Here is a 24,899-nt window from a genome sequence, read left to right on the forward strand (position 1 = left end):
AAGGTTGAGTATAAATGATTTACTTAGACAATAGCGCCACAACAAAACCGCATAAAGATGTTCTGGCAACATTCATGCTAGTCAATGAACAATATTATGCGAATCCCGCATCGATTCATCGTGCAGGTGTCGAGACAAATGCACTGCTGACAAAAGCGCGCGAACAATTAGCAAGCATCCTCCATACAGAGGAGAAAAACATTTTGTTCACTTCAGGCGGAACCGAGTCCAACAATGCCGCACTGTATGGACTGGCAAAATCGAGCAGCTTCAGAGGGAAGCATATTATCACGACGGAAATTGAACACCCATCGATATTGGAAGCGGTGAAGCGTCTAGAAGAGGAAGGCTATGAAATCGACTATTTAAAAGTCGATAAATACGGTGTCTTTTCCTTGGAAGAATTACGGGAAAAGCTTCGCAAAGATACGATTATCGTCAGCATTATGCATGTAAACAATGAAATGGGTGCGATTCAGCCGATTAAAGAAGCGGCAAAAATCATTCATGATGCATGTCAGGCGATGTTTCATGTCGATGCGATTCAAAGTTTCGGAAAGCTGCCTATCATGTTCGACGGGGAGGATGGGCCAGATGTTCTATCAATTTCCGGTCATAAAATTCATGGATTAAAAGGAAGCGGCTTATTGGCATTTCGCAAAAAGCCGCAGCTGAAGCCGTTTATCGTAGGCGGCGGGCAAGAATTCGGTCTGCGAAGCGGAACAGCCGCTGTGCCGCAGGCTGTTGCATTAGCGAAAGCCGCACGTTTGGCGATTGAAGGCATGCCTGCACATTATGAAAACTATAAAAGATGGTCAGCAGAGCTTCATCTGTTTTTTGGGCAGTTTGGCCAAGACGTATATGTCGTATCGCCAAAAGACGGGGCAGCACATATTTTATCATTCAGTGTAAGAGGGTTAAAGGGCGAAATTTTAATAAACGCGCTGCAAAAACGCGATATTATTGTTTCCACTTCCAGCGCATGTTCTTCAAAACAAACGAAAACAAGCCATGTCGTGGAAGCATTGAATATCGATAGTCGCTACAAAAACGGCGTGCTTCGTTTAAGTTTTGGCGCAAATAATACAGACTCGGATATTGCCGCCTTTAAAAAGCAATTTACAGTCGTTATGAAAGAGTTAAAAGGAGATAATACACAATGATTTTTAAGGAAATTTTAGTTCGCTATGGCGAATTATCAACGAAAGGACGCAATAAAAAAGATTTTATTAGCCGTTTACGCGATAATGTACGCTATTCTTTTCACGATATTGCTCCATTAAAAATACGTGCAGAACGTGATCGTATGTTTATCGAAATCGAAAATACAGAAAAGTTCACAGTGCTGATGGAACGTTTGCCGAATGTGTTCGGTATTCAATCATTTAGTCCAGTTGCTTCATGCGACAAAGATTTAGATGTGATGAAAGCTTTAGCGTTCGAAATTTTAGAAGCATATCGAGAGCAAGGGGATTTGACTTTTAAAGTAGAAGTGCATCGTACGGATAAAACATTCCCGCTGAATACGCATGAGCTGCAGCGTGAAATGGGAGCGGCGATATTGCCGAATTTCCCGAACTTTAAAGTACAGGTGAAAAATCCGGATGTGGCGCTTCGCATTGAAGTGCGAGAAGATGCCATTTACATGATGGCACAAGTGATTCAAGGTGCTGGCGGTATGCCGATCGGTTCCAACGGCAGATCGCTTCTTATGCTTTCCGGAGGTATTGATAGCCCAGTTGCCGGTTATTTGATGATGAAGCGCGGTGTTCGTTTAGATGCTATTCACTTTTTCAGTCCGCCTTACACGAGCGACAATGCATTGCAAAAAGTGAAAGAATTGGCAAATGAATTGACAAAATTCGGAGCAAATATTCGCCTGCATGTTATTCCGTTCACAGAATTGCAAGTAGCTGTAAAAGACGCAGTGCCAGATAATATGTCGATGACGTCGACACGCCGCATGATGATGAAAGTGGCCGATAAAGTACGCGAGGAAATTGGCGCATTAGGAATTGTTACAGGCGAAAGCTTAGGGCAAGTTGCTTCACAAACGTTGGAAAGCTTGACGGCAATTAATGATGTAACGAACACACCGATTTTGCGTCCGCTTATCGCGGCAGATAAAATTGATATTATCAAAATCGCGAAGGAAATCGGCACATACGAAACATCAATCCAACCGTTTGAAGATTGCTGTACAATATTCACGCCATCAAGCCCGAAAACAAAGCCGAAACTAGAAAAAGTGCAGCACTTCGAAAGCTTTACGGAATTTGATGCATTAATTGAACGCGCAGTTAAAAACCGCGAAGTTCATATGTTCCCGCAAAAGGAAGTTAAAGAAGACAAATTTGCTGATTTACTATAATTTTAGCCATTTTGAAAGTGATTTCCTAATCGAGCTATAATTTACCTGTTTCTTTTATGTATTAAACTTTTCTCCCTGTGCATTCTAATGTCACAAGGAGGTGAGCAACACATGGCTTCAAACAACAACGGTAGCTCAAACAAATTACGTGTACCTGGTGCACAACAAGCGCTTGACCAAATGAAATACGAAATTGCACAAGAATTTGGTGTACAATTAGGACCAGAAGCATCATCTCGTGCAAACGGCTCTGTAGGCGGAGAGATTACTAAACGCCTTGTACAGATGGCTGAACAGCAATTACGCGGAAACTCAAATCAATAAAAAATGTTTTAAAAAAGGAATCGCTGCTTTTAAAGGCAGCGTTTCTTTTTTTTTGCGATGAGCAAAATTTTTATGAACGTTCCTAAAAGAATAACCCAAACTTTAAATTGTGCCAAATTGCGCTTTTCTAATATCTTGTTTATAAAATTATTTGTTATGCGGCAAAAAAGTTGCGGAATATTTTGAAATTAATGAAAATCATCATTATACTGAAATGGAAAGACTCATTTTTTTCAGTCAAAGGGGAGAGTTAGAAATGAATGAAGAACAATTAGTTGCACCAGAAAAGTATAATATTGTCGATGAATTTGAAAAGCACGGCAATAAAAGCGAAAAGACAGCATTAATCTTTCAAGAAGAAAACGGACAGCAAAATCGCTATACATATGAAGAGCTGTTGCAGCAGGCAAACCAAGTAGCGAACGCTTTTTATGCAAAAGGCTTAAAAAAAGGCGATGTTATTTTAATTATGCTGCCTCGTTGTTTAGAAGCGTATGTCTCATATATTGGCGCATTAAAAGCTGGTTTGGTCATCATTCCAAGCTCTGAGTTGCTAAGGGCGAAAGATATTGATTACCGTTTAATTCATTCCGAGGCAAAAGCGATTATCGTTATGGAACAGTTCGTGAAGGAATTTGAGCATGTAGAAAGCTTGTCAAATGTGGAATGCTTTATCGTAGGGGATGATAAAGAAGGCTGGATATCGTTAATGCAGCTTGCACAGCAGCAATCAAATGAATTTGCTTCTGCTGAAACGACAGCAGATGATTTGGCGTTTTTAGCATATACATCCGGCACGACAGGAAATCCAAAAGGTGTCATGCACTCACACGGATGGGGCTATGCACATTTACGCACGACAGCCGCTGAGTGGCTCGGAGTCCGTGATGGGGATACGGTCTGGGCAACAGCAGCGCCAGGATGGCAAAAATGGATTTGGAGTCCGTTTTTAGCTGTATTGGGCAGTGGAGCAACGGCATTTGTATACAAAGGAAAATTTGATGCGAAACAATATTTGCATTTAATTGAGCAACAAAAGGTGAATGTTCTGTGCTGTACACCAACCGAATATCGTATGATGGCAAAATTGGACCAATTAAGCTCATTTAATTTAACCTCATTGCATAGTGCTGTCTCGGCAGGAGAGCCTTTGAATAGGGAAGTTATCGAAACATTTGAACGCGAGCATAAAATGACTGTCCGTGATGGATATGGCCAAACTGAAAATACACTATTGATCGGCACATTATTAAACACGGAATTGCGCTCCGGCTCTATGGGGAAACCGACACCAGGAAATAAAATTGAATTGATTAACGAATACGGTGAACTGGTTCCGGTGGGGGAAGTCGGTGATATAGCCGTTCATAAATCGACGCCAGCGCTATTTAAAGGCTATTATAAAGACCCGGAACGTACAGCTATTCAATATCGCGGCGATTGGTATGTAACGGGTGACCGTGCGACAAAAGACAAGGAAGGCTATTTCTGGTTTGAAGGCCGAAATGATGACATCATTATTTCATCTGGTTATACAATCGGGCCGTTTGAAGTGGAGGACGCCTTGACGAAGCATCCGGCAGTACAGGAATGTGCGGTCGTTGCAAGTCCTGACGAAATTCGCGGAAATGTTGTAAAAGCGTTTATTGTACTGAAAGATCAAGCATTGAAAGATAGCCCGACAATTGTTGAAGAGCTGCAGAACCATGTGAAACAGTTAACAGCGCCATATAAATATCCGCGGATCATTGAGTTTTTGGATGAATTGCCGAAAACCATTTCAGGGAAAATCCGACGTGTCGAATTACGTTTAAAAGAGCGAAAATAATTGCTCTCGACAATTATTTCCTGGGTAATGAAAAAGGTGGCGAAATTTGCCGCCTTTTTTCTTGTAGAGAAAATGGTAGATTTGCATTTTCATTGAAACTTTTTGTAAAATAACTTCGTACATAGTAGTAAGGGAGGCATGAAAATGAATACAAAACGAGTTGTAGCATTAATTATCGCTGCAGTATTGCTATTTTTCTCAATCGGGATTAATACAATTATTACGATTTTTAAAACAGATTTCTTTAGCAGTTTTGGTAGTGTGCTAGAAACAGAGACACTCACATATGAAAATGTCGTTGAATCAGGGGATTTCACAAATCGTATTGCCCATTTAACGGTAAATGGTGTTATTCAAGATGTTGGCGAACCGAGTATTTGGGAAACAGTTGATTACAACCACCAGGCATTTGTAGAGCAGTTAGATGCTGTATTGAAAGATGATACAGTGAAGGCAGTTCTTTTATCGGTGAATACTCCAGGTGGAGGTGTCATTGAATCGGAAGAAATTTATCAAAAGCTAGTAGAGATCAAAGAAGAAAAGCAAATACCGATTTATGTATCGATGGGATCAATGGCTGCTTCAGGCGGCTATTATATTTCTGCGCCGGCAAGTAAAATTTTCGCACAACGTGAAACAATTACCGGCTCGATCGGTGTCATTATGCAGTCGATTAATTATGGTAAATTAGCTGAAAAAGTCGGCGTGGAATTTGAGACGATCAAATCCGGAGAACATAAAGATATGTTCGGCGGTGTGCGTCCATCTACAAAAGAAGAGCTTGCAATGCTCCAAGAGATGATTGATGAATCGTATGAGCATTTCGTCGATATTATCGAAGCGGGACGCAGTATGTCGGAAGCGGATGTGAAAAAAGTTGCGGATGGCCGTGTATTAGGCGGCTCCCAAGCTTTAAGTGCAGGCTTAGTTGATGAAATCGGAAATGAAGAAGCGGCATTGAATGCATTGCGCGCGGATTTTGGGTTGGAAGATGCCGAGTTCTTTGAATATACAATGGATACTTCGGGATGGGGTTCGCTTTTAGGTGTGAAGTTAGGTTCAATGCTGCGTCCATCAGCAGAGTCAGAGCTATTATCCAAAATTATTTCTTCAACGAATTCACCTCGTATGATGTATTTATACGGTGACTATTAATTAGGGGGGATCACGATGAGTGACGCAATGGAAGTAGTAAATACAACATCTATCGTAGAGTCGCCTTCTATTAAACAAAAAACAGCAGGCTTTTGGATGCGCTTTTGGGCCTTCATATTGGATTCCCTCGTAATTAGTGCGATCGTTGGAATTTCTGTAAGGCCGCTATTCGCCTTAATGAATTGGAATACGGCCGGGGATGCATGGTATGCACCATTTACAATTGTATCAGGTTTAATTTTCTATGCGTATTTTGTGCTGCTGACAAAGTTTTTCAAGCAAACTTTAGGGAAAATGGCTTTCGGCATAAAGGTACAAAAGGATAATGGAGAAGCATTGGACTGGATGACAGTGCTATTCCGTGAAGGAGTGGGACGCTTTATAAACGGGACACTACTATACTTGCCGTATTTAATCGTCGCATTCGCACCGGATAATAAAAGCATCGCGGATTACTTTGCGGATACAGTCGTTATCCATGAAAATATTTATACGCAATAGGTTTAAGAAACGAGAGAAGGGGAATTATTAACTATCGACACCTTCTAAGCGAGAGAGGAGCTGTTTTTGTAAGTTTTGTCTTACAAAACAGCCCCTTTCTTTTAATTGTATGAATTTGAGTTCAGTTATTTGCAATTGCTAAATTGTTTTTAGTATTATAAGGGAATAATAAGGAGGCGTTAAGCATGGTACAAACAACATTTAAAAATGGTCCTGTAACATTAATCGGCAATGAGGTAAAAGTCGGTGATCAGGCACCTGATTTCAAAGTTTTGGCAAATGATTTATCAGAAGTGACATTAAAAGATTCAGAAGGAAAAATCCGCCTGTTCTCTGTTGTCCCATCATTGGACACAGGTGTATGTGACCAGCAAACACGTACATTCAATGAAGCTGCCGCTGATTTAGGCGACAATGTGATTATTTATACAGTATCAATGGATTTACCATTTGCTCAAAAACGTTGGTGTGGAGCGGCAGGTATCGATAAAGTTGTAACAGTATCAGATCACCGCGACGCATCATTCGGTGAGGCATATGGCGTACATATTAAAGAATTACGCCTATTAACACGCTCAATTTTCGTAGTGGATGAAGCAGGGAAAGTTGTATATGTGGAATATGTACCAGAAGCAACAGATCACCCGAACTACGATGCGGCAATTGAAGCGGTAAAAGCTCTTTCAAAATAATTTTGTTTTAAACGATTTTAATGTAAAGTAAATAGAAGTATGATGTACACCCACTCAATTGCTTTTGAGTGGGTTGTTCATTTATGAAGTGTATGAAGGAGTTTTAATTAAATGGAAAAGTTTGAGCAAATTTTTAAATATGTGAATGATTATGCGGAAAAGCTCGTAGCAGAGCAGGGGCAGGAATATTTGGATGCGCTTTTGCAAACGCTCGAAGATATATTGGACGGAAAATATGACTGGCAAGTAGAGGACGCAAAAAAGGAAGATATGCGTAAAGCAATCCAAATCGCCATTTTAAAAGGCATGCGTAAAAGCGCACAGCCCAACCATCAGATGACGCCAGATACACTTGGTTTGATCGTCAGTCATTTTGTGGAGCAATGCTTTGAACAGGAGTTGGAGGAGCGCGCGATATCGGTAGTCGACCCGGCGCTGGGGACAGGAAATTTATTGTTTACAGTGATGAATGCATTGGACGGAAAAGTCCAGGCGACAGGGGTTGAAGTCGATGATATATTAATTCGATTAGCCGCAGCTACCGGGGATTTAATCGAGCAGCCGGTCACATTATTCCGCCAAGACGCACTTGCCAACCTATTGGTGGATCCAGTAGATGCAGTCGTATGTGACCTGCCTGTAGGCTATTATCCGAATGAAGAAATCGCGCTTGACTATGAATTATGCGCAACAGAAGGGATGAGCTATGCCCACCATTTATTTATTGAGCAATCTTTAAATTATACAAAGGATGGCGGGTTTGCATTTTTCCTAGTACCGGCAAATTTATTCGAGTCGGATCAAGCAAAACAGCTCCATAAGTATATTAAAGGACATGCATGGATTCAAGCAGTCATCCAGCTTCCCGAAAACTTATTCTCCTCAAAAGCCCATGAGAAAAGCATTTTAATTTTGCAAAAACAGAGCCAACAGCTTAAAGCGCCCCGCGAAGTATTATTGGCGAAAGTCCCGAATATGTCGAACCGCGAAGCTTTAGCGTTGTTTTTTGAAAAGGTTCGACTATGGAAAGAAAGCAACGACCAAAAACGATGACGAAAAAACGCCATTCACTCAAGCAGAGGGTGATGGCGTTTTATAATTACTTACTTATTAAAATCATTCAGGAGTACGGATTACCAATACGTCACATTTAGCTGAACGTACGATTGCTTCCGATACAGAACCGATTAAGAAACGTTCAACAGCATTTAAACCAGTTGCGCCACAGATGATTAAATCTGCTTCAACTACATTTGAAAGTTCTTTTGTAATAATATTTTTAGGAGAACCGTATTCGATGATTAAGTTTACGTTTTCAATACCTTCTTCTTCAGCTTGCTTTTTATAGCCGTTTAATAATTCCTCGGAATGCTGTTGAGCACGCTCAGCAATTGAACGGTCATAAGCTTCAATAGCAGCAAAAGAGCGCGTATCGATAACGTTTACAAGATTGATTGTCGCACCTACATTGCGTTTTGCCACATCGATTGATTTACGGAATGCATACTCAGCTTCTTTAGAACCGTCTACTGCTACTACAATGCTTTTATAATGATTTGCCATTTCCATTACCTCCTAATTTTTCTATGACTTCATTATAACAAATGTTTTTCGAATGGAAATACCTAACGAGAAAAAATGTAAAAAAATATAAAGTTTCCCATCGATTAGTCATAGTATTTTGTGAAAAAAGTGAATAATTTGTTCAATTATTATTATAAAATATTTTTCCGAATATGGAAGAGTTGTTTTTTACAGTTTTAGGACAAAATTTAAAGTTCGCCATTCCGAATATATTTTATATTTAAAATTATCTACTATTTTGTGAATAAAGTTGGTAGAATGGATTTGAATTATGTTAAGCATATTTCCAAGCAATTGTTAAAGGGAGGAATTACGTTGAAAATTGGGGTACCGAAAGAAATAAAAAATAATGAAAATCGAGTTGCGATGACGCCAGCAGGGGTACTGTCGTTAATCGCGAATGGTCATGAAGTGTATATCGAATCAGGAGCGGGACTAGGATCTGCATTCACGGATAATGACTACATTTTAGCGGGGGCGCATATTGTCGATACAGCAGCTGAAGCATGGGCTGCGGAGATGGTTTTAAAAGTGAAAGAGCCGATTGAAAGTGAATATAATTATTTCCGTGATGGGCTAATATTATTTACTTACTTGCATTTGGCACCAGAGCCGGAGCTGACGAAAGCATTACTTGAAAATCGAGTGATCGGCATTGCCTATGAAACAGTGCAATTACCAAATGGATCACTGCCATTATTAACACCGATGAGTGAAGTTGCGGGTAAAATGGCTACACAAATCGGGGCACATTATTTGGAAAAACTGCCAGGGGGCAAAGGAATTTTACTCGGTGGGGTTTCAGGAGTTCCTCGCAGTAAAGTAACAGTAATTGGAGGCGGAATAGCGGGTACAAATGCCGCGAAAGTAGCAGTCGGTATGGGTGCAGATGTAACAATCATCGACTTAAGCCCTGAACGTTTGCGTCAATTGGATGATCTATTTGGCCGTGATGTCCAAACGTTAATTTCAAATCCGTATAATATTGCTGATGCAGTTCGCACAGCAGATTTAGTGATTGGCTCTGTGCTGATCCCAGGAGCGAAGGCACCAAAATTAGTGACGGAAGAAATGATCCAGTCGATGGCACCAGGCTCAGTAGTAGTTGATATTGCAATCGACCAAGGCGGGTGTTTTGCGACATCTGAAAAGGTGACAACACATGATAATCCTACATTCGTAAAGCATGGGGTTGTGCACTATACGGTAGCGAATATGCCTGGAGCGGTACCTCGCACTTCGACAATTGCGTTAACGAATAATACGGTTCCTTATGCATTGCAAATCGCCAATAAAGGCTTTTTGCGTGCATGCTTAGATAATCCCGCTTTAAAACGCGGGGTGAACACAGTGGACGGAAAAATTGTATACCGCGCTGTAGCAGATGCACAAGAATTATTATATGCAGAAGTTGATGATGTACTAGGTGCATTAACAGGATTGAACTGATATATTTCACATTGAAAATCCATTATGTTTGCCGTGAAGCAAACATAATGGATTTTTTACAGTTAAGCTTTTGTGCAAATTGATATCTTCTTAAACTTTGTTTACCATTAAGTAGCCTCATTGACTATGATCTCCTTGGGTAGAGTGAATGATTGAGTTAAACTTGGTTAAGTACCTCAATCTCAACATAGTCACTCGGGCATTTTTGTTTTTAAAAATACTATTTCACACGCCAGGAAATTATAGATTTTGGCATGGTGGGTAGCTTTGCAAGAAAGTGTTGTCCTCGTCCCGGCAAACTGTGCCACCTCTGCAATATTAGGTCTATCCGTGCAAAAGTGATTTTATATTTACTTTTGCGCCGGGGTCTCCAATGTCTGAGGCCACTCGATGCGAGTCATTTGGGTCAAACAACAAGTATGCGGTATTTAGGACCCATCGGAGTTGAACGAGGGCTTTAGCGCTTATTATTGTACTGCGATTAATTCGGTTGTTATATTGCCTTCAAAATCTGTAATCCGAATAATGCCGTATTCTTTTGCTAAATAAAGCTTTGAGCCGTTCGGATAATTTAAAATTACTACATTTTGGAATGTCCCGGCTTTTGTCTTAACGGTTGCGGATGTACTTTCCACAAAGATTTGAGTTGTTGCATTTGAGCCATCATAGTGATAATCCGTATCGGTGATCATTGTTTTTTCTTTCATCGGATAGCTTAATGAGAAGAAAAATATGTCCGAATAGGCGACACCGAGTGAAAGCTGCTGTTGATTTTCTATATACGTATAGCCTATATAATCATCTTCCAATAATTCGATCGAGTTGTTTAATGCCGTATTTTTGGCAGCGATATAAGTTTTTTTCCGGGCATCTTCAAAGGAAGGTTCGTACGTATAGCTTCGATTCGCTTTCGGCATTAAGCCGCCCGATATGACGGGTCCATCTTTTATATTGGTTTCGCTTTTCGGTGCATCATGCAAAAAGCCCTCATTTTGTGATAGCGCAAATTGACTCGTTTCGGCTTTAGTATTCCATTCTATTTGACTAATTGGCAATAAAGTTAGCACGATTACAAGCAGCGTAATAAATGACCATTTTTTCATAATGCACCACTTCCTTTCGATTTTAAATAATAGTAATCTATTCCTCTTTTTTACCTATGAAAAACAAGTTAAATATTGTAAAATACAATATTTTAATAAAAAACAACAAAAAAGCGAGCATTCCTTAATGGCTTCATTAAGGAGTACTCGCCTAGTGTATGCATTATTTCTAGTATCTATACAAATATAAAATTAAATTTACTATGATTATAAAATAACCAATTCTTTCGTGAACTTTGTCAACACTTCCACACCGTCATTCGTTACGACAACATCATCTTCAATACGTACGCCAGCTACATCTGTTTTATATACGCCAGGCTCGATTGTAAATACAGTTCCTTCATTCAGGGCAAATTCATTTGCCCCGTTAATTGACGGGAATTCATGAACGGAAATGCCAAGACCATGACCTAAGCGATGTGTGAAATATTGTCCATAGCCTGCATCTGTAATGACATCACGTGCAATTTTATCTAAATCCATCGCACGAACACCTGGTTTAACGGCTTCAATCGCAGCTTCGTTAGCACGGCGAACAGTGTTGTATATTTCGACTTGTTCCTCTGTTGGCTGACCGAATGCGACAGTGCGTGTAATATCAGAACAATAGCCTTCGTAAATGACGCCAAGGTCGAATAATATAAAGTCACCTTTTCGGATTTTGCGATCTCCCGGTGTACCATGCGGGGAAGCGGCTTTTTCGCCAGCCAATACCATCGTATCAAAGCTCATTGCATAGCCCTTTGCTTTAATGGCTGATTCGATTGTATTCAATATTTCCATTTCTGTTTTTCCTTCAGCTATTGCATCACAGCCTACTTCAATCGCGAAGTCTGCCAATTGTGCAGCTTTGCGCAATTTCGAAAGCTCTTCTTCATCTTTGCAAATACGGAGCGCATTTACCTTTTCGTCAATATTGGCAAATTTCAATGTTGAAAAACGCTCTTGAATCGCTTCTAAACGCTCGACCGTTAAATGGGATTTTTCGATGGCCAATGTATTGAAAGCAACGTTGCGCGCTGCTACAGTTTTTGCCACAACATCCCATGCGTTTTCTGTATCCTCATGCCCAATAACATCGAATGACCATCCAGCTGCTACGGCATCCGGGATTTCCATTTTCGGGCAAATTAAAAAAGGATCTGCATCTTTGAATACCATCACGCCTAGTAAGCGTTCATGAGGTTCGCTTCTAAATCCCGAAAAGTAGAACACATTATCAGGTGTTGTAATAAAAGCGGCATCCCATTCATTTTCAATTAAATCATTTTGTAATTGTTTAAGCTTTGACATTATAAAAGACTCCTTTGTTGTCATCTAAATGAATTCACGATATAAGCATATCAAAAAAAGGAGAATTGTGCATACATATCGAATACGACAAAGAATGTTATTTTAGGAGGTATATTTTATGCAAATTTCATTTCACGGACATTCGGTAGTAAAAATTGTGGCAAATGAAACGACAATATTAATCGATCCTTTTATTAACGGGAATGGACAAACAGATTTAACGGTGGAAAACGAAAATCCGGACGTCATTTTATTGACGCATGGACATAATGACCATGTAGGAGATACGGTGGAATTGGCGAAAAAGAATAATGCGCTTGTTGTGGCGCCAAATGAGCTTGCGGACTATTTAGGCTGGCAAGGATGCAATGTCCACAATATGCATATTGGGGGAGCACGTCAATTTGAGTTTGGGAAAGTGAAGTTTACGCAAGCATTTCATGGTTCATCTTATGTGACGGAAAAGAATGAAATCATCTACATGGGAATGCCGGCTGGAATTTTATTTACGGCAGAGGGGAAAACGATTTACCATGCGGGCGATACGGCATTGTTCGGCGATATGGAACTGATTGGAAAGCGCCACCCGATTGATATAGCGTTTTTGCCGATTGGCGATAATTTCACGATGGGACCGGAAGATGCGGCATATGCGGTATCATTATTGAAACCTAAAATTGCCGTTCCGATTCATTACAATACATTCCCTCCGATCGAACAAGATCCCGCAGAATTTGCAAAGCTTGTGGAAGGGGCTGATGTACAGATATTAAAACCCGGGGAATTTGTGAAACTTTAATACGCTCCATTTATTAACTGTCCAGCAAGTTATCCTTGCTGGGCAGTTTGTCTTATTGATAGATGTCCCGATTATCTTGCATTTATTAGCGATTATACGGGAATATGTATTGAAAATAGTGTAATTGCCGTCTTTAAATATGGTACACTAAGGACATGAATGAATGATGAGAAATAGGTGATGTAATTGTCAACGAAACATGAGCGAATTTTACAATACATTGAATCACTACCAGTTGGCGATAAAATTTCTGTTCGTCAAATTGCAAAGGAAATGCAAGTAAGTGAGGGGACTGCTTACCGTGCGATTAAAGAGGCCGAAAATCGCCGCCTCGTAAGCTCAATCGAACGTGTAGGAACGATTCGTATTGAAAAGAAAAAGAAGGAAAACATTGAACGGTTAACATTCGCTGAAATTGTAAATATTATTGATGGCCAAGTTTTAGGTGGGAAGTCAGGTCTACATAAAACTTTAACGAAATTTGTAATAGGTGCGATGAAGCTTGAAGATATGATGCGCTATACGGATGCGGGAAGCCTACTAATCGTCGGCAACCGTACACAGGCGCATGAATATGCATTGAAAACAGGTGCAGCCGTTTTAATTACAGGCGGCTTTGATACAACCGAGCCGAATAAAGCGTTGGCAGACGAATTGGATTTGCCGATCATTTCGACAAGCTATGATACATTTACTGTTGCGACAATGATCAACCGCGCGATATATGACCAATTGATCAAAAAGGATATTTTGCTTATTGAAGATGTGTACGTACCAATGGAAGATACGGCAGTTTTAAGGAATAGTGACACAATTGCGGATTTCCATAAAGAAAATCGACGCACTACACATGGGGCCTTCCCCGTCGTAACGAATCAAAATAAGCTTGTCGGAATGATAACGAGTAAAGACGTAATTGGGAAAGAGGAGTCAGAGCCGATTGACAAAGTAATGACGAAAAACCCAATTGCCGCTTCAATGAAAACGAGTGTCGCTTCAGCAGGGCACCGAATGATTTGGGAAGGAATCGATTTGCTTCCTGTCATCGATGAAGAGGGGCTATTAAAAGGGGTTATTAGCCGTCAAGACGTATTAAAGGCAATTCAGCTAGCACAGCGCCAGCCGCAGCATGGAGAAACGATTGATGACCTTGTGAAAAATGAAATGCGTGTAATGGGTGAGGAAGATATTGCTGTGGAGTTTACAGTCACTCCGCAAATGACGAATCAGTTTGGCGCGATTTCATACGGGGCATTTACAACATTATTGGCGGAAGTCGGGGCTTTTTCGCTGAAACGTCGCAAGCGCGGGGAAGCGGTCGTTGAAAATATGAATATTTACTTCATAAAGCCAGTACAGATGGAGAGCGTATTAACAGTACGTCCGCGAATTTTGGATATGTCCCGTAAATTCGTGAAAATGGATTTTGAAGTGTTTAGTGCAACAAATCTTGTAGGGAAAGCGATGATGACATTCCAGCTATTGGAGCGATAAAAAAAGCGCTCAGGCGCCCATCCGATCCAAGGATAGCCCGGAGCTTGCGTTTTAGCCTGGGCAGGGCAATGACGCTTTGGCAAAGTCATCCCCAATTCGATAGTATTTGAGTAGCTTAATAAAAAGAAGGGCTGTGCTGAAAGTCATTCACTTTCGGCACACCCTTTTCAATTACTTGTTCAATTCATATTCTTCTTTTACGTAACGGCCTTCATGGCGCATGCGTTTATAGTTGTTTACACCTAAACCGACACCGATTAAAAGAAAGGCCGCCGCAACGGCAAATCCGAGAATATCAGGGTATAGAATCATTGCATTAAGCCCAAAGAAGACTAAAAACACGGCAAGGGCTACACCCGCTTTCGCAGTATACCATTTCCGGCGAATCGGCAATGTAGAGCGGAATTGCTTCGTTTTGAAATAAAAATAGAAAACAAGTGATGCTACAATACAAGCAACGAACAGTAAATTTAAAAAGACCATAGTGAACCTCCCGATAGCCAAACTACTAAATATTGTAACGAGTTTTCGCGGAAATTGATATAGGTATTCACTATGTGCGAGGGGGAAATGTTGTGAAACGTCAAATTATTGACAAAATTAAACAATACGACACGATTATTTTACATCGCCATGTACGCCCAGACCCGGATGCGTACGGTTCACAAATCGGTTTAGCGGAGTTGATTCGCGCCAATTATCCGGAGAAAATCGTATTTACGGTCGGTGAGCATGATGATTCTTTATCATTTATGGCATTCCCGCAGCAAATAGACGATGCACAGTTCGAAAATGCGCTTATTATCGTTACAGATACTGCAAATACAGAGCGCATTGATGACGAACGCTATGTGAAAGGCGATTGTATTATTAAAATCGATCACCATCCAAACGACGATGCATATGGTGATCTATTATGGGTGGACACGAATGCGAGTTCATGCAGCGAAATGATTTACGAGCTTTATGAAGAAGGAAAAATATATGCGGGCTGGAATATGTCCGATGCTGCGGCACGTCTTTTATTTGCCGGGATTGTTGGAGACACAGGGCGGTTTTTATTCCCGAGTGCGACGTCAAAAACATTTGAAGCAGCGGGTCAATTAGTTCAGTATAATATTGACCGTAATGCGCTATTTGACGGGATGTATGAAATGGAACGAAAGCTGTTGAACTTGCAGGGCTATATTTACCAGCATTTCGTAATGGATGAATGCGGGATGGCGTACATTAAACTGCCGACAGCTATTTTAAATCAGTTTGATGCAACCCCATCTGAAACTTCCCTTTTAGTTGGCTCATTGGGCAATGTGAAAAATATTCGCGCATGGGTCATGTTCATAGAAGAAAATGATACGATTCGTGTGCGTTTACGCTCAAAAGGTCCTATCATCAACGAACTAGCAAAAAAATATAAAGGCGGAGGCCATCCGTTAGCTTCTGGTGCAACTGCTTATTCCTGGGAAGAGGCAGATTATGTCATTGAAGATTTAAAAGCAATTTGCAAAGAATATAAATAATATGATGGAGGGATGACGCGTGACTGTATATCCGCAAGTACGGACAAGTGCCGATTTATTGAAAAGTACAATTCGTATCGAGGAGCTCATCCCTTTCTTACATCACCAAAAGGCAAAAAGCTGTGCAATCGTCAATACGAAACTGTACGGACTTTTGCCTTTTTGGCATGAAATGAAAAGGGCTGGCATCCATCCGGTAGTTGGCTTGACAGTGCAGCTTGAATTGACAGAAGAACAATCGCTGCCGCTTGTTTTATATGCCAAAACAAACGAAGGCTACCAAAATTTGTTGAAAATATCCAGCAGTATTGCGATTCGGCCAAAGCTGACAATCCCGCTGCGATGGCTGCTTGCTTACGGAAAAGGAATTGTCTTTATGGTCCCTGCCCTTGATCTGCAGGCGATATGGCTGCAGCAGGCGGCAGAGCCAACATTGCAGGAAATAAAAAATGCGTTTCCGGATGAAGTATTTATCGGTATTTCTCGTATAGCGCAAACATCGTCATTTGAAGCGCAGGCAGTGGAGTTGGCTGAAAAATACGTACTGCCGATCATTGCGACACATGAAAGTCTTTTTTTTAAGCCGGAAGATTTTTTTGCCTATGAAGTAGCGCAGGCAATTGATACAGGCGTGAAGCTAAATGAGGCACCGGATAGCAGCAGAAACGAGAATTATTTATTGACGGCGGAACAGTGGCGAGACAGGTTCCAGGATCGGCCGGAATGGCTCCTGCAAATGGACAATCTGTTAATGAGTTGCCGAATTCAAATTGAAACAAATGAAGTATATATGCCAAAGTTTCCTCTTCAAGAAGGAGAAACCGCGGAAAATATGCTGCAGCAGCAAGTATTCAATGGGTTGCAGCGAAGATTAAATGTGCAATCATTGCCTGGTAGGTACATGGAAAGAGTGAATTATGAACTTCACGTCATTCAATCGATGGGCTATTCGGATTATTTTTTAATTGTCGCCGATTTTATGCGCTTCGCAAGGGAAGCTCAAATTTTAACGGGACCGGGACGCGGCTCATCTGCTTCCTCACTTGTAGCCTATGCACTTGAGATTACGCAAGTCGACCCATTGCAGTATGATCTACTATTCGAACGTTTTTTAAATCCGGAGCGTGTTACATTGCCGGACATCGATATCGACTTTTTAGATACGAGACGCCATGAAGTCATCCAATATGTTGCAAAAAAATACGGAAAGCAATATGTTGCGCAAATTATTACATTCGGCACATTGTCGGCGAAAGCGGTAGCACGCGATGTAGCGCGTATGTTCAATTTTGAAAGCGATATATTGGAAATGATTTCAAAGCTTATTCCGAATAAGCCGGGCATTACGTTAAAAGAAGCGTATGCAATGTCTGAAAAATTACGGACATGGGTAGCTGCAGAGCCAATACGCCAAAAGTGGCTTCAAACATCGCTTCGGCTGGAGGGGCTGCCTCGAAATGCCTCCACACATGCAGCAGGCGTCATATTAAGTCCTATCCCGTTAGTCGATGTTGTTCCAATAGAAGAAGGGCATGACGGCATTTATTTAACGCAATGGCCAATGCTCGAAGTGGAACAAACAGGTTTATTGAAAATTGATTTTTTAGGCTTGCGCAATTTGACAATTCTCGAGCAAATCCGGAAATCTATTCAGTTTACACATGATATTCACCTTGATTTTAATCAAATTCCTTTCGATGACTGGAAAACGTTCGAGCTCCTGCAGTATGGTGATACATCGGGTATTTTCCAGCTTGAATCTGACGGCATGAAAAATGCTTTACGCGAAATACAGCCAACCCGATTTTTGGATATTGTCGCAGTAAATGCATTGTATCGCCCAGGTCCAATGGAATTCATTCCGCTCTATGCGAGAAGAAAGCAATTAACAGAGCAAGTAATCTTGCCGCATCCTGATTTAGCACCTATTTTAGAAGAAACATATGGAGTGATTATTTATCAGGAGCAGATTATGCGCATCGCGAATGTTATGGCAGGCTTTACTTTTGGGCAGGCAGACATGCTCCGGCGCGCCGTCAGTAAGAAGAAACGTGATGTATTGGAACAGCAGCGGGCAGCTTTTGTGCGAGGTGCGTTAACGAAGGGCTATTCACAGCAAATAGCTGAGGATGTATATGCATTGATTGTCCGCTTTGCTGATTATGGCTTCCCGAAAAGCCACGCAGTTGCATATAGTGTCATTTCATATCAAATGGCCTATTTAAAAGCGAATTATCCTGTCAATTTTTACGCGGCACTGTTAACAAATGCAACAGGGAATCCAGATAAGCTTGCACAAATTTTGATGGAGGCCAAAGCGAAAGGGATAGAAATTTTACGGCCATCGATTAATCGGAGCATGCGTCATTTTAAAGTGGAAAACGGAAAAATCCGATTTAGTTTATCGGCTATTAAAAGTGTCCCACAGCCATTTTTGCAAAAATTATTAATATGCAGGGAAGAAAGGCAAAAGCCGTTCGACTCCATATTTGATTTGGCGGTTTCGTTGACGACGGCGAATTTCACCCGAAAAATTATCGAACCATTAATCAAAGCTGGAGCACTTGACGAATTTGGAAAAGATCGCGCCACATTGCTCGCCACAATTGAAGGAGCACAAAAACAGGCCGATTTTGTGCGACCTGGCGGGGATGATTTATTTGAAGGGGCGCTTCTTGCGTTCGGCAAGCCAAAATACAGCGAAACTTCACCAATGCCTGAAAAAATAAAATTGCAATACGAAAAGGAAGTGCTCGGCTTTTATTTATCCGATCATCCAATCGTAAAAGTGCGCATGCGTTTTCCGGAAGCGACAGCAACAGTCCAAACACTACCGAAGCTAAAAGACAATGCCTATGTGAAAATGGTCGGCCATGTCCGTGAAGTCAAGCAGCTTCGTACAAAGCGAGGGGAGCTGATGGCTTTCGTTCAATTGGAAGATGAATTCGGCACCGTCTCTTTAACGCTTTTCCCGAAAGAATACGAGCAAGTAGCAGGGAATTTGCATGAGGATGCATTGCTCTATATTGAAGGCTTTTTCGAGTATCGCTTTAACAAACAACAAATAAAAGTTAAGCAAATTATTATAAAATAAATAGTATTAAAGAGCGTATTCTAATAAGTTTAGATGCGCTCTTTTTATATTGCTTAATCAAAAATTATCGAAAAAACGTAAAAATAGTTATATATTCGCAAATTTTATTATATATAAGATATAAGTTTTATATTTTCTCTTTACAATGTCAAAAACTTTTTGTATTCTTACTTTAGAAACTGGTCTGACCACTTTTGTTAAATTACTTTGTGGAATGCTGGACATGATGAGGTGGAAAATGTGGGAGAAAAGCCTGCAAAGAAAATATTCATACAAATTGTAAAGCAATTGCACGAATTAATAGCACAGCAAAATATTCAGGAAGGGCAAAAGCTCCCTTCAGAAAGAGTATTAAGCGAGCAACTGCAAGTAGGAAGGTCTTCAGTTCGGGAAGCATTGCGAAGTTTGGAGCTGCTTGGCTTAATTGAAACGAGGCATGGCGGCGGCACGTATTTGGCGAGCATGAAGCACCATCAATTTGTTGAGATTGTCGGTTCGTTTATTTTGCAAGACGAAAAATCAATTGCGGATGTGCATGCGACAAGGCAAATGCATGAAAAAGAGGCAATCCGCATTATTTGCCAGTCAAAAAAGTTCCGCACACTTCCGATTTGGGAAAGTTTCTTCGTAAAAGTGGAATTGGATCAGCCGTTGAAGCGGGAAGACATCCTTCGTGAATGCATTATCGTTTCCGGGAATCGGCTCGCATTAAAAATTTGGCTGCAGCTCCTTGCATTCAGTGATAATTTGCTTACGAGCGAAATAACGGCCGAGGAGAAAATGGAAGTGAAAACTTTGCTCACTTCCATGCAGATGGGTTATACAAACGAAGCAATCGATGCATACGAAAAATGGATAAAAATTATAAAATAATGATTTATGTGAATTTAAAGGGGGATTACGATGTCAATTCGTGATTTATTTACAAGTGGCCGTAAAAAAAATGCAGAACATATTACAAAAAGAGATGATGAAAAAGCCTTTCCTGAAGGCATCGTTACAAAATGTCCGAAATGCAAAACAATCCATGTGACAAAGGAAATCGAAAAAAATCTGAAAGTATGCATGAAATGTCAGCATCACTTCAGTTTGACAGCGAAAGAAAGAATTGCCTGCTTTTTAGATGAAGGCTCATTTGTATCAATGGATGACCATCTTCAGACAACAAACCCATTAAACTTCCCGGCATATGTGGAAAAAGTGGAAGCAGATAAAAAGAAAACAGGATTAAATGAAGCGGTGCTGACGGGCGTGGGCGCTTTAAAAGAGATGCAAGTCGTTGTAGCGGTTATGGATTCGCATTTCCGTATGGGCTCAATGGGGTCTGTTGTCGGAGAAAAAATTACACGCGCTGTGGAAAAGGCAACCGAGCTTAAGGTGCCATTCATTATTTTCACGGCAAGCGGTGGTGCGCGCATGCAAGAAGGTGTACTGTCATTAATGCAGATGGCGAAAACAAGTGTTGCATTAAAGCGTCATAGTGAGGAAGGGCTGCTTTATATTTCCATTATGACACATCCGACTACAGGCGGTGTTTCTGCAAGCTTTGCATCGATTGGAGATTATAATATTGCCGAGCCTCAAAGCTTAATCGGTTTTGCGGGACGACGTGTAATCGAACAAACGGTGCGCGAAAAATTGCCGGATGATTTTCAAACGGCGGAATTTTTATTGGAGCATGGACAGCTTGATGCCATTTTCAATAGATTGGAAATGCGCGACAAAATTTCAACAATTGTGAAGTTACATGTACAAGGAGGTGTTTCGCATGTCTAAATTAATGGCGTTTGAAGAACCAGTTGTAAAACTGCGCGAAAAAATTGTCGAGCTCAAAACGATTGCGGCTGAAGCGGACGTCGATATGAGCGGGGAAATCGAAAAGCTCGAATCGCGTTTACAAGAGCTTGAAAAAAGCGTTTATGCGAATATGGAGCCGTGGGATCGTGTACAAGTGGCACGCCATGCTGAAAGACCGACGACACTTGAATATATTGAACGGATTTTCGAAAATTTCATCGAACTACATGGTGACCGTACATTTAAAGATGATGCAGCAATTGTCGGCGGTATTGCCTCATTCAATGGGCAGGCGATCACAATTATAGGTCATCAGCGCGGAAAGACAACAAAGGAAAATATTCGCCGCAATTTCGGAATGCCTCATCCTGAAGGGTATCGTAAAGCGCTCCGTCTTATGAAGCAGGCGGAAAAGTTTAATCGTCCAATCATTTGCTTTATTGATACGAAAGGGGCTTATCCAGGTAAAGCGGCCGAAGAGCGTGGCCAAAGTGAGGCGATAGCACGAAATTTGTTTGAAATGGCGGGCATTCGGGTACCGATTATTAGTATCGTAATCGGTGAAGGCGGCAGTGGCGGCGCACTTGCGCTAGGAGTGGCAAACAAAATTTTAATGCTTGAAAATGCGACATATTCAGTTATTTCCCCAGAAGGAGCTGCATCGATTTTATGGAAAGATGCAAGCTATGCTAAACAGGCGGCTGAAGCGATGAAAATAACAGCGCTTGATTTAAAGCAGCTTGAAATCATTGATGGCATTATTCCCGAAGTTGCGGGTGGCGCCCATAAAGATGTTGAACAGCAATCGATTATTATGAAGGAATGCATCGCAAATATTTTAAACGGTTTAAATAAAGAAAGCGCTGATCAATTAATCGAAAATCGTTATACAAAATTTAAAAATATCGGCCAATATATCGAACAGTAATTTTGTTTAACGACTTTATTGGACAACAGGGAATGCGTGAAAGCGCATTCTTTCATTTTTTTCAAAAGCTTTACATTTTTGTTTTCTAGAATAGTTACATATGAGCGGTTTTTCTGTTAATGTGGATAGTAACAGGCATATAGGAGGAAAAGGTCGTATGAAGAAAATTGCGGTTTTAACGAGTGGTGGAGACGCACCAGGAATGAATGCGGCTATTCGTGCAGTCGTTCGTAAAGCACGTTTTCACGGTGTGGATGTTGTCGGGGTTTACCATGGCTATGAAGGTCTTTATAATGGAAACTTTGAGCTTTTAGATATCGGTTCTGTTGGCGATATTATACAACGAGGCGGCACGAAGCTGTTTTCTGCACGCTTCCCCGAATTTAAACAAGACGATATCCAACATAAAGCAATTGAACGTATGAAAAAAGAGGGTATAGGAGGGTTAGTGGTCATTGGAGGGGACGGTTCTTATCGTGGAGCGATGCAATTAACAGAAAAAGGATTCCCTTGTGTCGGTATACCTGGCACAATCGACAATGATGTGCCTGGCACAGAATATACGATTGGCTTTGATACTGCTCTGAATACCGTTGTGGAATCGATTGATAAAATCCGCGATACTGCAACGAGCCATGAAAATACGTTCGTCATTGAAGTAATGGGACGCGATGCAGGGGATATTGCGCTTTGGGCAGGTTTGGCAGCAGGTGCAGAATCGATTTTAATTCCCGAAGAGTCGTTTGAAATAGATGATATTGTAACACGTCTTGAGCGTGGGGCATCCCGTGGCAAGCGTCATAGTATTATTATCGTTGCCGAAGGTGTTATGAATGGTCATAAGCTCGCAAAGCAATTGGAAGAGCGTACAGGTGTAAAAATACGTACCTCTGTCTTAGGCCATATACAACGAGGCGGTTCCCCATCTGCCCGTGACCGCGTATTGGCAGGGAGATTCGGTGCAAGGGCGGTTGAGTTATTGCTGGAAAATAAAGGCGGTCGAGCAGTTGGCGTAAAAAATCATGACATTATCGATTATTCTTTACAGGAAGCATTTGAAACAAAGCACCAAGCAGATTTAAGTTTATATACATTATCAAAAGAACTTTCAATTTAGAGTGCATAAAACGGAGATGACAAAAATTATGAGAAAAACAAAAATTGTTTGTACGATTGGACCGGCAAGTGAATCACCGGAAATGTTGGATAAGTTAATTGAGGCAGGAATGAATGTGGCGCGTTTAAACTTTTCGCACGGGAATCATGAAGAACATGCGATTCGTATCGCGGCGATTCGAGATGCATCAGAGCGCATGAAAAAACCAGTCGGCATTTTATTGGATACGAAAGGTCCGGAAATCCGCACACATACAATGGAAAATGGTGAAGTGCATTTAGTGGCAGGACAAGTGATTGATATTTCAATGACGGAAGTGCTCGGGAACGAATCACGCTTTTCTGTGACATATGACCAATTAATCGAAGATGTCGATCAAAATGATATGATTTTATTGGATGACGGCTTAATCGAGCTTCGTGTGCTGGCAAAAGATTTGGAGCAAGGTTTAATCCATACAATCGTTGAAAACGCAGGAATTTTGAAAAATAAAAAAGGTGTCAACGTACCAGGTGTATCTGTAAAATTGCCAGGGATTACCGACAAAGATGCAGCGGACATTTTATTTGGGATTGACCAGGGCATAGACTTTATCGCCGCTTCTTTCGTGCGTACAGCGAAGGACGTGCTGGAGATTCGCGAACTATTAGAGCAAAATGAGGGAAGCCATATTCAAATTATCCCGAAAATCGAAAACCAGGAAGGCGTTGATAACATCGATGAAATTATCGAAGTTTCAGACGGATTAATGGTTGCGCGCGGTGATTTAGGGGTAGAGATTCCGGCAGAAGAAGTTCCATTAGTACAAAAATCATTAATTCGCAAATGTAATCAAGTAGGCAAGCCGGTTATCACTGCTACGCAAATGTTGGACTCAATGCAGCGCAATCCGCGTCCTACCCGTGCAGAAGCATCGGATGTCGCAAATGCGATTATGGACGGCACAGATGCGATCATGCTCTCAGGTGAAACGGCTGCCGGTTTATATCCGGTGGAGTCTGTTGCAACAATGAATAAAATTGCCAACCGTACGGAAAATGCTTTGGACTACCGGGCAATTGTTGCAAAGCGCAGCCGTGAAAAAGAAGCAAATATGACAGAGGCAATTTCTCAAGCGGTTGCTTATACATCGATTAATCTTGGTGTGAAAGCAGTATTGGCACCTACAGAGAGCGGAAATACGGCTAGAATGATTGCAAAGTATCGCCCGGGCGTTTCGATTATTGCGGTTACGAGCCAGCCTACCACTGCGCAGAAATTGACGCTAGTATGGGGCGTTAAACCGATTTTGACACATCGTGTGACGACGACCGATGAAATTTTGGAGCTTTCAGTGGATGAAGCTTTGAAATATGAATATGTAAGCCACGGTGATGTTGTTGTTATTACTGCTGGTGTTCCGGTAGGGGAAGCAGGTACGACAAACTTGATGAAAGTCCATGTAATCGGCGACTTATTGGCGCGTGGGCAAGGCATTGGCAAATCTTCGGTAGTCGGCAAAGCGATCATCGCAAAAAATGCAGGTGAAGCATTGGCATATGATACAGAAGGGGCAATTATTGTAACGGTTGGCTCTGATCGCGAAATGATGCCAGCCATCGAAAATTGTGCAGGTATTATTACCGAAGAGGGCGGATTGACATCTCACGCAGCTGTCGTTGGCTTGAGCTTAGGAATTCCTGTCATTGTCGGTGTGAAAGAAGCGACAACTTTAATTCGCCATGGCCAAGAAATTACAATGGATGCGGAAACAGGGGTTATATACAAAGGACATGCGAGCGTTCTTTAATAAAATGAATGGAAGCTACTCAAATAAGTGCAAACTTGCGTGAGTAGCTTTTTGAATG

General features: G+C 41.3%; 22 protein-coding genes. 18 read left to right on the plus strand and 4 right to left on the minus strand.

The annotated features are described in order from the left end of the window. The first annotated feature begins 14 nt into the window (after window positions 1-14). From ACTHOQ_RS09490 to ACTHOQ_RS09525, 8 genes are all read left to right on the plus strand, one after another. Window positions 15-1,163 carry a cysteine desulfurase family protein gene (locus tag ACTHOQ_RS09490; RefSeq protein ID WP_440495740.1) on the plus strand — a complete coding sequence of 383 codons (1,149 nt, stop codon included), beginning with the start codon at window positions 15-17 and terminating at the stop codon, window positions 1,161-1,163. Next, window positions 1,160-2,371: a tRNA uracil 4-sulfurtransferase ThiI gene (gene thiI / locus ACTHOQ_RS09495; RefSeq protein ID WP_440495741.1), complete on the plus strand. Its 1,212-nt coding sequence runs from the start codon at window positions 1,160-1,162 to the stop codon at window positions 2,369-2,371. Before ACTHOQ_RS09490 ends, thiI begins: the two co-directional genes overlap by 4 nt. A 111-nt stretch (window positions 2,372-2,482) precedes the next feature. Next, complete coding sequence (locus ACTHOQ_RS09500) at window positions 2,483-2,695, plus strand: alpha/beta-type small acid-soluble spore protein (RefSeq protein ID WP_440495742.1); 213 nt, start codon at window positions 2,483-2,485, stop codon at window positions 2,693-2,695. Between the two features lie 256 nt (window positions 2,696-2,951). Further along, window positions 2,952-4,523 (plus strand): acyl-CoA synthetase MbcS, encoded by a 1,572-nt coding sequence (mbcS, locus tag ACTHOQ_RS09505; RefSeq protein WP_440495743.1) that lies wholly within the window; start codon window positions 2,952-2,954, stop codon window positions 4,521-4,523. 144 nt (window positions 4,524-4,667) lie between these two features. After that, a complete protein-coding gene (gene sppA / locus ACTHOQ_RS09510) occupies window positions 4,668-5,678 on the plus strand; it encodes a signal peptide peptidase SppA (RefSeq protein WP_440495744.1) in 1,011 nt (336 codons plus the stop codon). A gap of 15 nt (window positions 5,679-5,693) precedes the next feature. Beyond that, entirely contained in the window at window positions 5,694-6,179 is a 486-nt protein-coding gene (locus ACTHOQ_RS09515) for an RDD family protein (RefSeq protein ID WP_440495745.1), read from the plus strand. Between the two features lie 185 nt (window positions 6,180-6,364). Further along, window positions 6,365-6,871, plus strand: a complete 507-nt coding sequence (gene tpx, locus ACTHOQ_RS09520) for a thiol peroxidase (protein ID WP_440495746.1) — start codon at window positions 6,365-6,367, stop codon at window positions 6,869-6,871. A 111-nt stretch (window positions 6,872-6,982) separates the two neighbouring features. Beyond that, the gene (locus ACTHOQ_RS09525) at window positions 6,983-7,924 is read left to right on the plus strand and encodes a class I SAM-dependent methyltransferase (protein WP_440495747.1); all 942 of its coding nucleotides are present in this window, start codon (window positions 6,983-6,985) and stop codon (window positions 7,922-7,924) included. Window positions 7,925-7,987: 63 nt separating this feature from the next. Here ACTHOQ_RS09525 and ACTHOQ_RS09530 read toward each other — a convergent pair whose 3' ends face one another. Continuing rightward, a complete protein-coding gene (locus tag ACTHOQ_RS09530) occupies window positions 7,988-8,434 on the minus strand; it encodes a universal stress protein (RefSeq protein WP_440495749.1) in 447 nt (148 codons plus the stop codon). Window positions 8,435-8,770: 336 nt separating this feature from the next. On the opposite strand from ACTHOQ_RS09530, the gene ald reads away from it, so the two are divergent. Continuing rightward, window positions 8,771-9,904: an alanine dehydrogenase gene (ald, locus tag ACTHOQ_RS09535; protein WP_440495750.1), complete on the plus strand. Its 1,134-nt coding sequence runs from the start codon at window positions 8,771-8,773 to the stop codon at window positions 9,902-9,904. A 467-nt stretch (window positions 9,905-10,371) separates the two neighbouring features. On the opposite strand, the gene ACTHOQ_RS09540 is transcribed toward ald, so the two are convergent. Both ACTHOQ_RS09540 and ACTHOQ_RS09545 read right to left on the minus strand, forming a co-directional pair. Then, window positions 10,372-11,007: a 5,10-methylene tetrahydromethanopterin reductase gene (locus ACTHOQ_RS09540; protein WP_440495752.1), complete on the minus strand. Its 636-nt coding sequence runs from the start codon at window positions 11,005-11,007 to the stop codon at window positions 10,372-10,374. Between the two features lie 207 nt (window positions 11,008-11,214). Beyond that, on the minus strand, window positions 11,215-12,303 hold the full coding sequence (locus ACTHOQ_RS09545; RefSeq protein WP_440495753.1) for a M24 family metallopeptidase: 1,089 nt from the start codon (window positions 12,301-12,303) through the stop codon (window positions 11,215-11,217). A 118-nt stretch (window positions 12,304-12,421) separates the two neighbouring features. On the opposite strand from ACTHOQ_RS09545, the gene ACTHOQ_RS09550 reads away from it, so the two are divergent. Both ACTHOQ_RS09550 and ACTHOQ_RS09555 read left to right on the plus strand, forming a co-directional pair. Further along, window positions 12,422-13,102: a metal-dependent hydrolase gene (locus ACTHOQ_RS09550; protein ID WP_440495755.1), complete on the plus strand. Its 681-nt coding sequence runs from the start codon at window positions 12,422-12,424 to the stop codon at window positions 13,100-13,102. Window positions 13,103-13,288: 186 nt separating this feature from the next. Beyond that, window positions 13,289-14,596, plus strand: a complete 1,308-nt coding sequence (locus ACTHOQ_RS09555; protein ID WP_440495756.1) for a DRTGG domain-containing protein — start codon at window positions 13,289-13,291, stop codon at window positions 14,594-14,596. A gap of 171 nt (window positions 14,597-14,767) precedes the next feature. Here the strand turns inward: ACTHOQ_RS09555 and ACTHOQ_RS09560 are convergent, their stop codons facing one another. After that, a complete protein-coding gene (locus tag ACTHOQ_RS09560) occupies window positions 14,768-15,079 on the minus strand; it encodes a YtpI family protein (protein ID WP_440495758.1) in 312 nt (103 codons plus the stop codon). 92 nt (window positions 15,080-15,171) lie between these two features. Between ACTHOQ_RS09560 and ACTHOQ_RS09565 the strand changes: the two genes are divergently transcribed. From ACTHOQ_RS09565 to pyk, 7 genes are all read left to right on the plus strand, one after another. Beyond that, window positions 15,172-16,116 carry a DHH family phosphoesterase gene (locus ACTHOQ_RS09565; protein ID WP_440495759.1) on the plus strand — a complete coding sequence of 315 codons (945 nt, stop codon included), beginning with the start codon at window positions 15,172-15,174 and terminating at the stop codon, window positions 16,114-16,116. Between the two features lie 19 nt (window positions 16,117-16,135). Beyond that, the gene (gene dnaE, locus ACTHOQ_RS09570; protein ID WP_440495760.1) at window positions 16,136-19,210 is read left to right on the plus strand and encodes a DNA polymerase III subunit alpha; all 3,075 of its coding nucleotides are present in this window, start codon (window positions 16,136-16,138) and stop codon (window positions 19,208-19,210) included. Window positions 19,211-19,450: 240 nt separating this feature from the next. Continuing rightward, complete coding sequence (locus tag ACTHOQ_RS09575; protein ID WP_440495761.1) at window positions 19,451-20,083, plus strand: FadR/GntR family transcriptional regulator; 633 nt, start codon at window positions 19,451-19,453, stop codon at window positions 20,081-20,083. A 30-nt stretch (window positions 20,084-20,113) separates the two neighbouring features. Further along, window positions 20,114-20,986, plus strand: a complete 873-nt coding sequence (gene accD, locus ACTHOQ_RS09580; protein WP_440495763.1) for an acetyl-CoA carboxylase, carboxyltransferase subunit beta — start codon at window positions 20,114-20,116, stop codon at window positions 20,984-20,986. Beyond that, window positions 20,979-21,935, plus strand: a complete 957-nt coding sequence (locus ACTHOQ_RS09585) for an acetyl-CoA carboxylase carboxyltransferase subunit alpha (protein ID WP_440495764.1) — start codon at window positions 20,979-20,981, stop codon at window positions 21,933-21,935. The genes accD and ACTHOQ_RS09585 overlap by 8 nt, the downstream gene beginning before the upstream one ends. 157 nt (window positions 21,936-22,092) lie before the next feature. After that, window positions 22,093-23,052, plus strand: a complete 960-nt coding sequence (gene pfkA, locus ACTHOQ_RS09590) for a 6-phosphofructokinase (RefSeq protein ID WP_440495766.1) — start codon at window positions 22,093-22,095, stop codon at window positions 23,050-23,052. Between the two features lie 28 nt (window positions 23,053-23,080). Then, window positions 23,081-24,841 (plus strand): pyruvate kinase, encoded by a 1,761-nt coding sequence (pyk, locus tag ACTHOQ_RS09595; RefSeq protein ID WP_440495768.1) that lies wholly within the window; start codon window positions 23,081-23,083, stop codon window positions 24,839-24,841. The last annotated feature ends 58 nt before the right edge of the window (window positions 24,842-24,899 follow it).

Source organism: Solibacillus silvestris (assembly GCF_051967575.1).
GTDB classification, from domain to species: Bacteria; Bacillota; Bacilli; order Bacillales_A; family Planococcaceae; genus Solibacillus; species Solibacillus silvestris_B.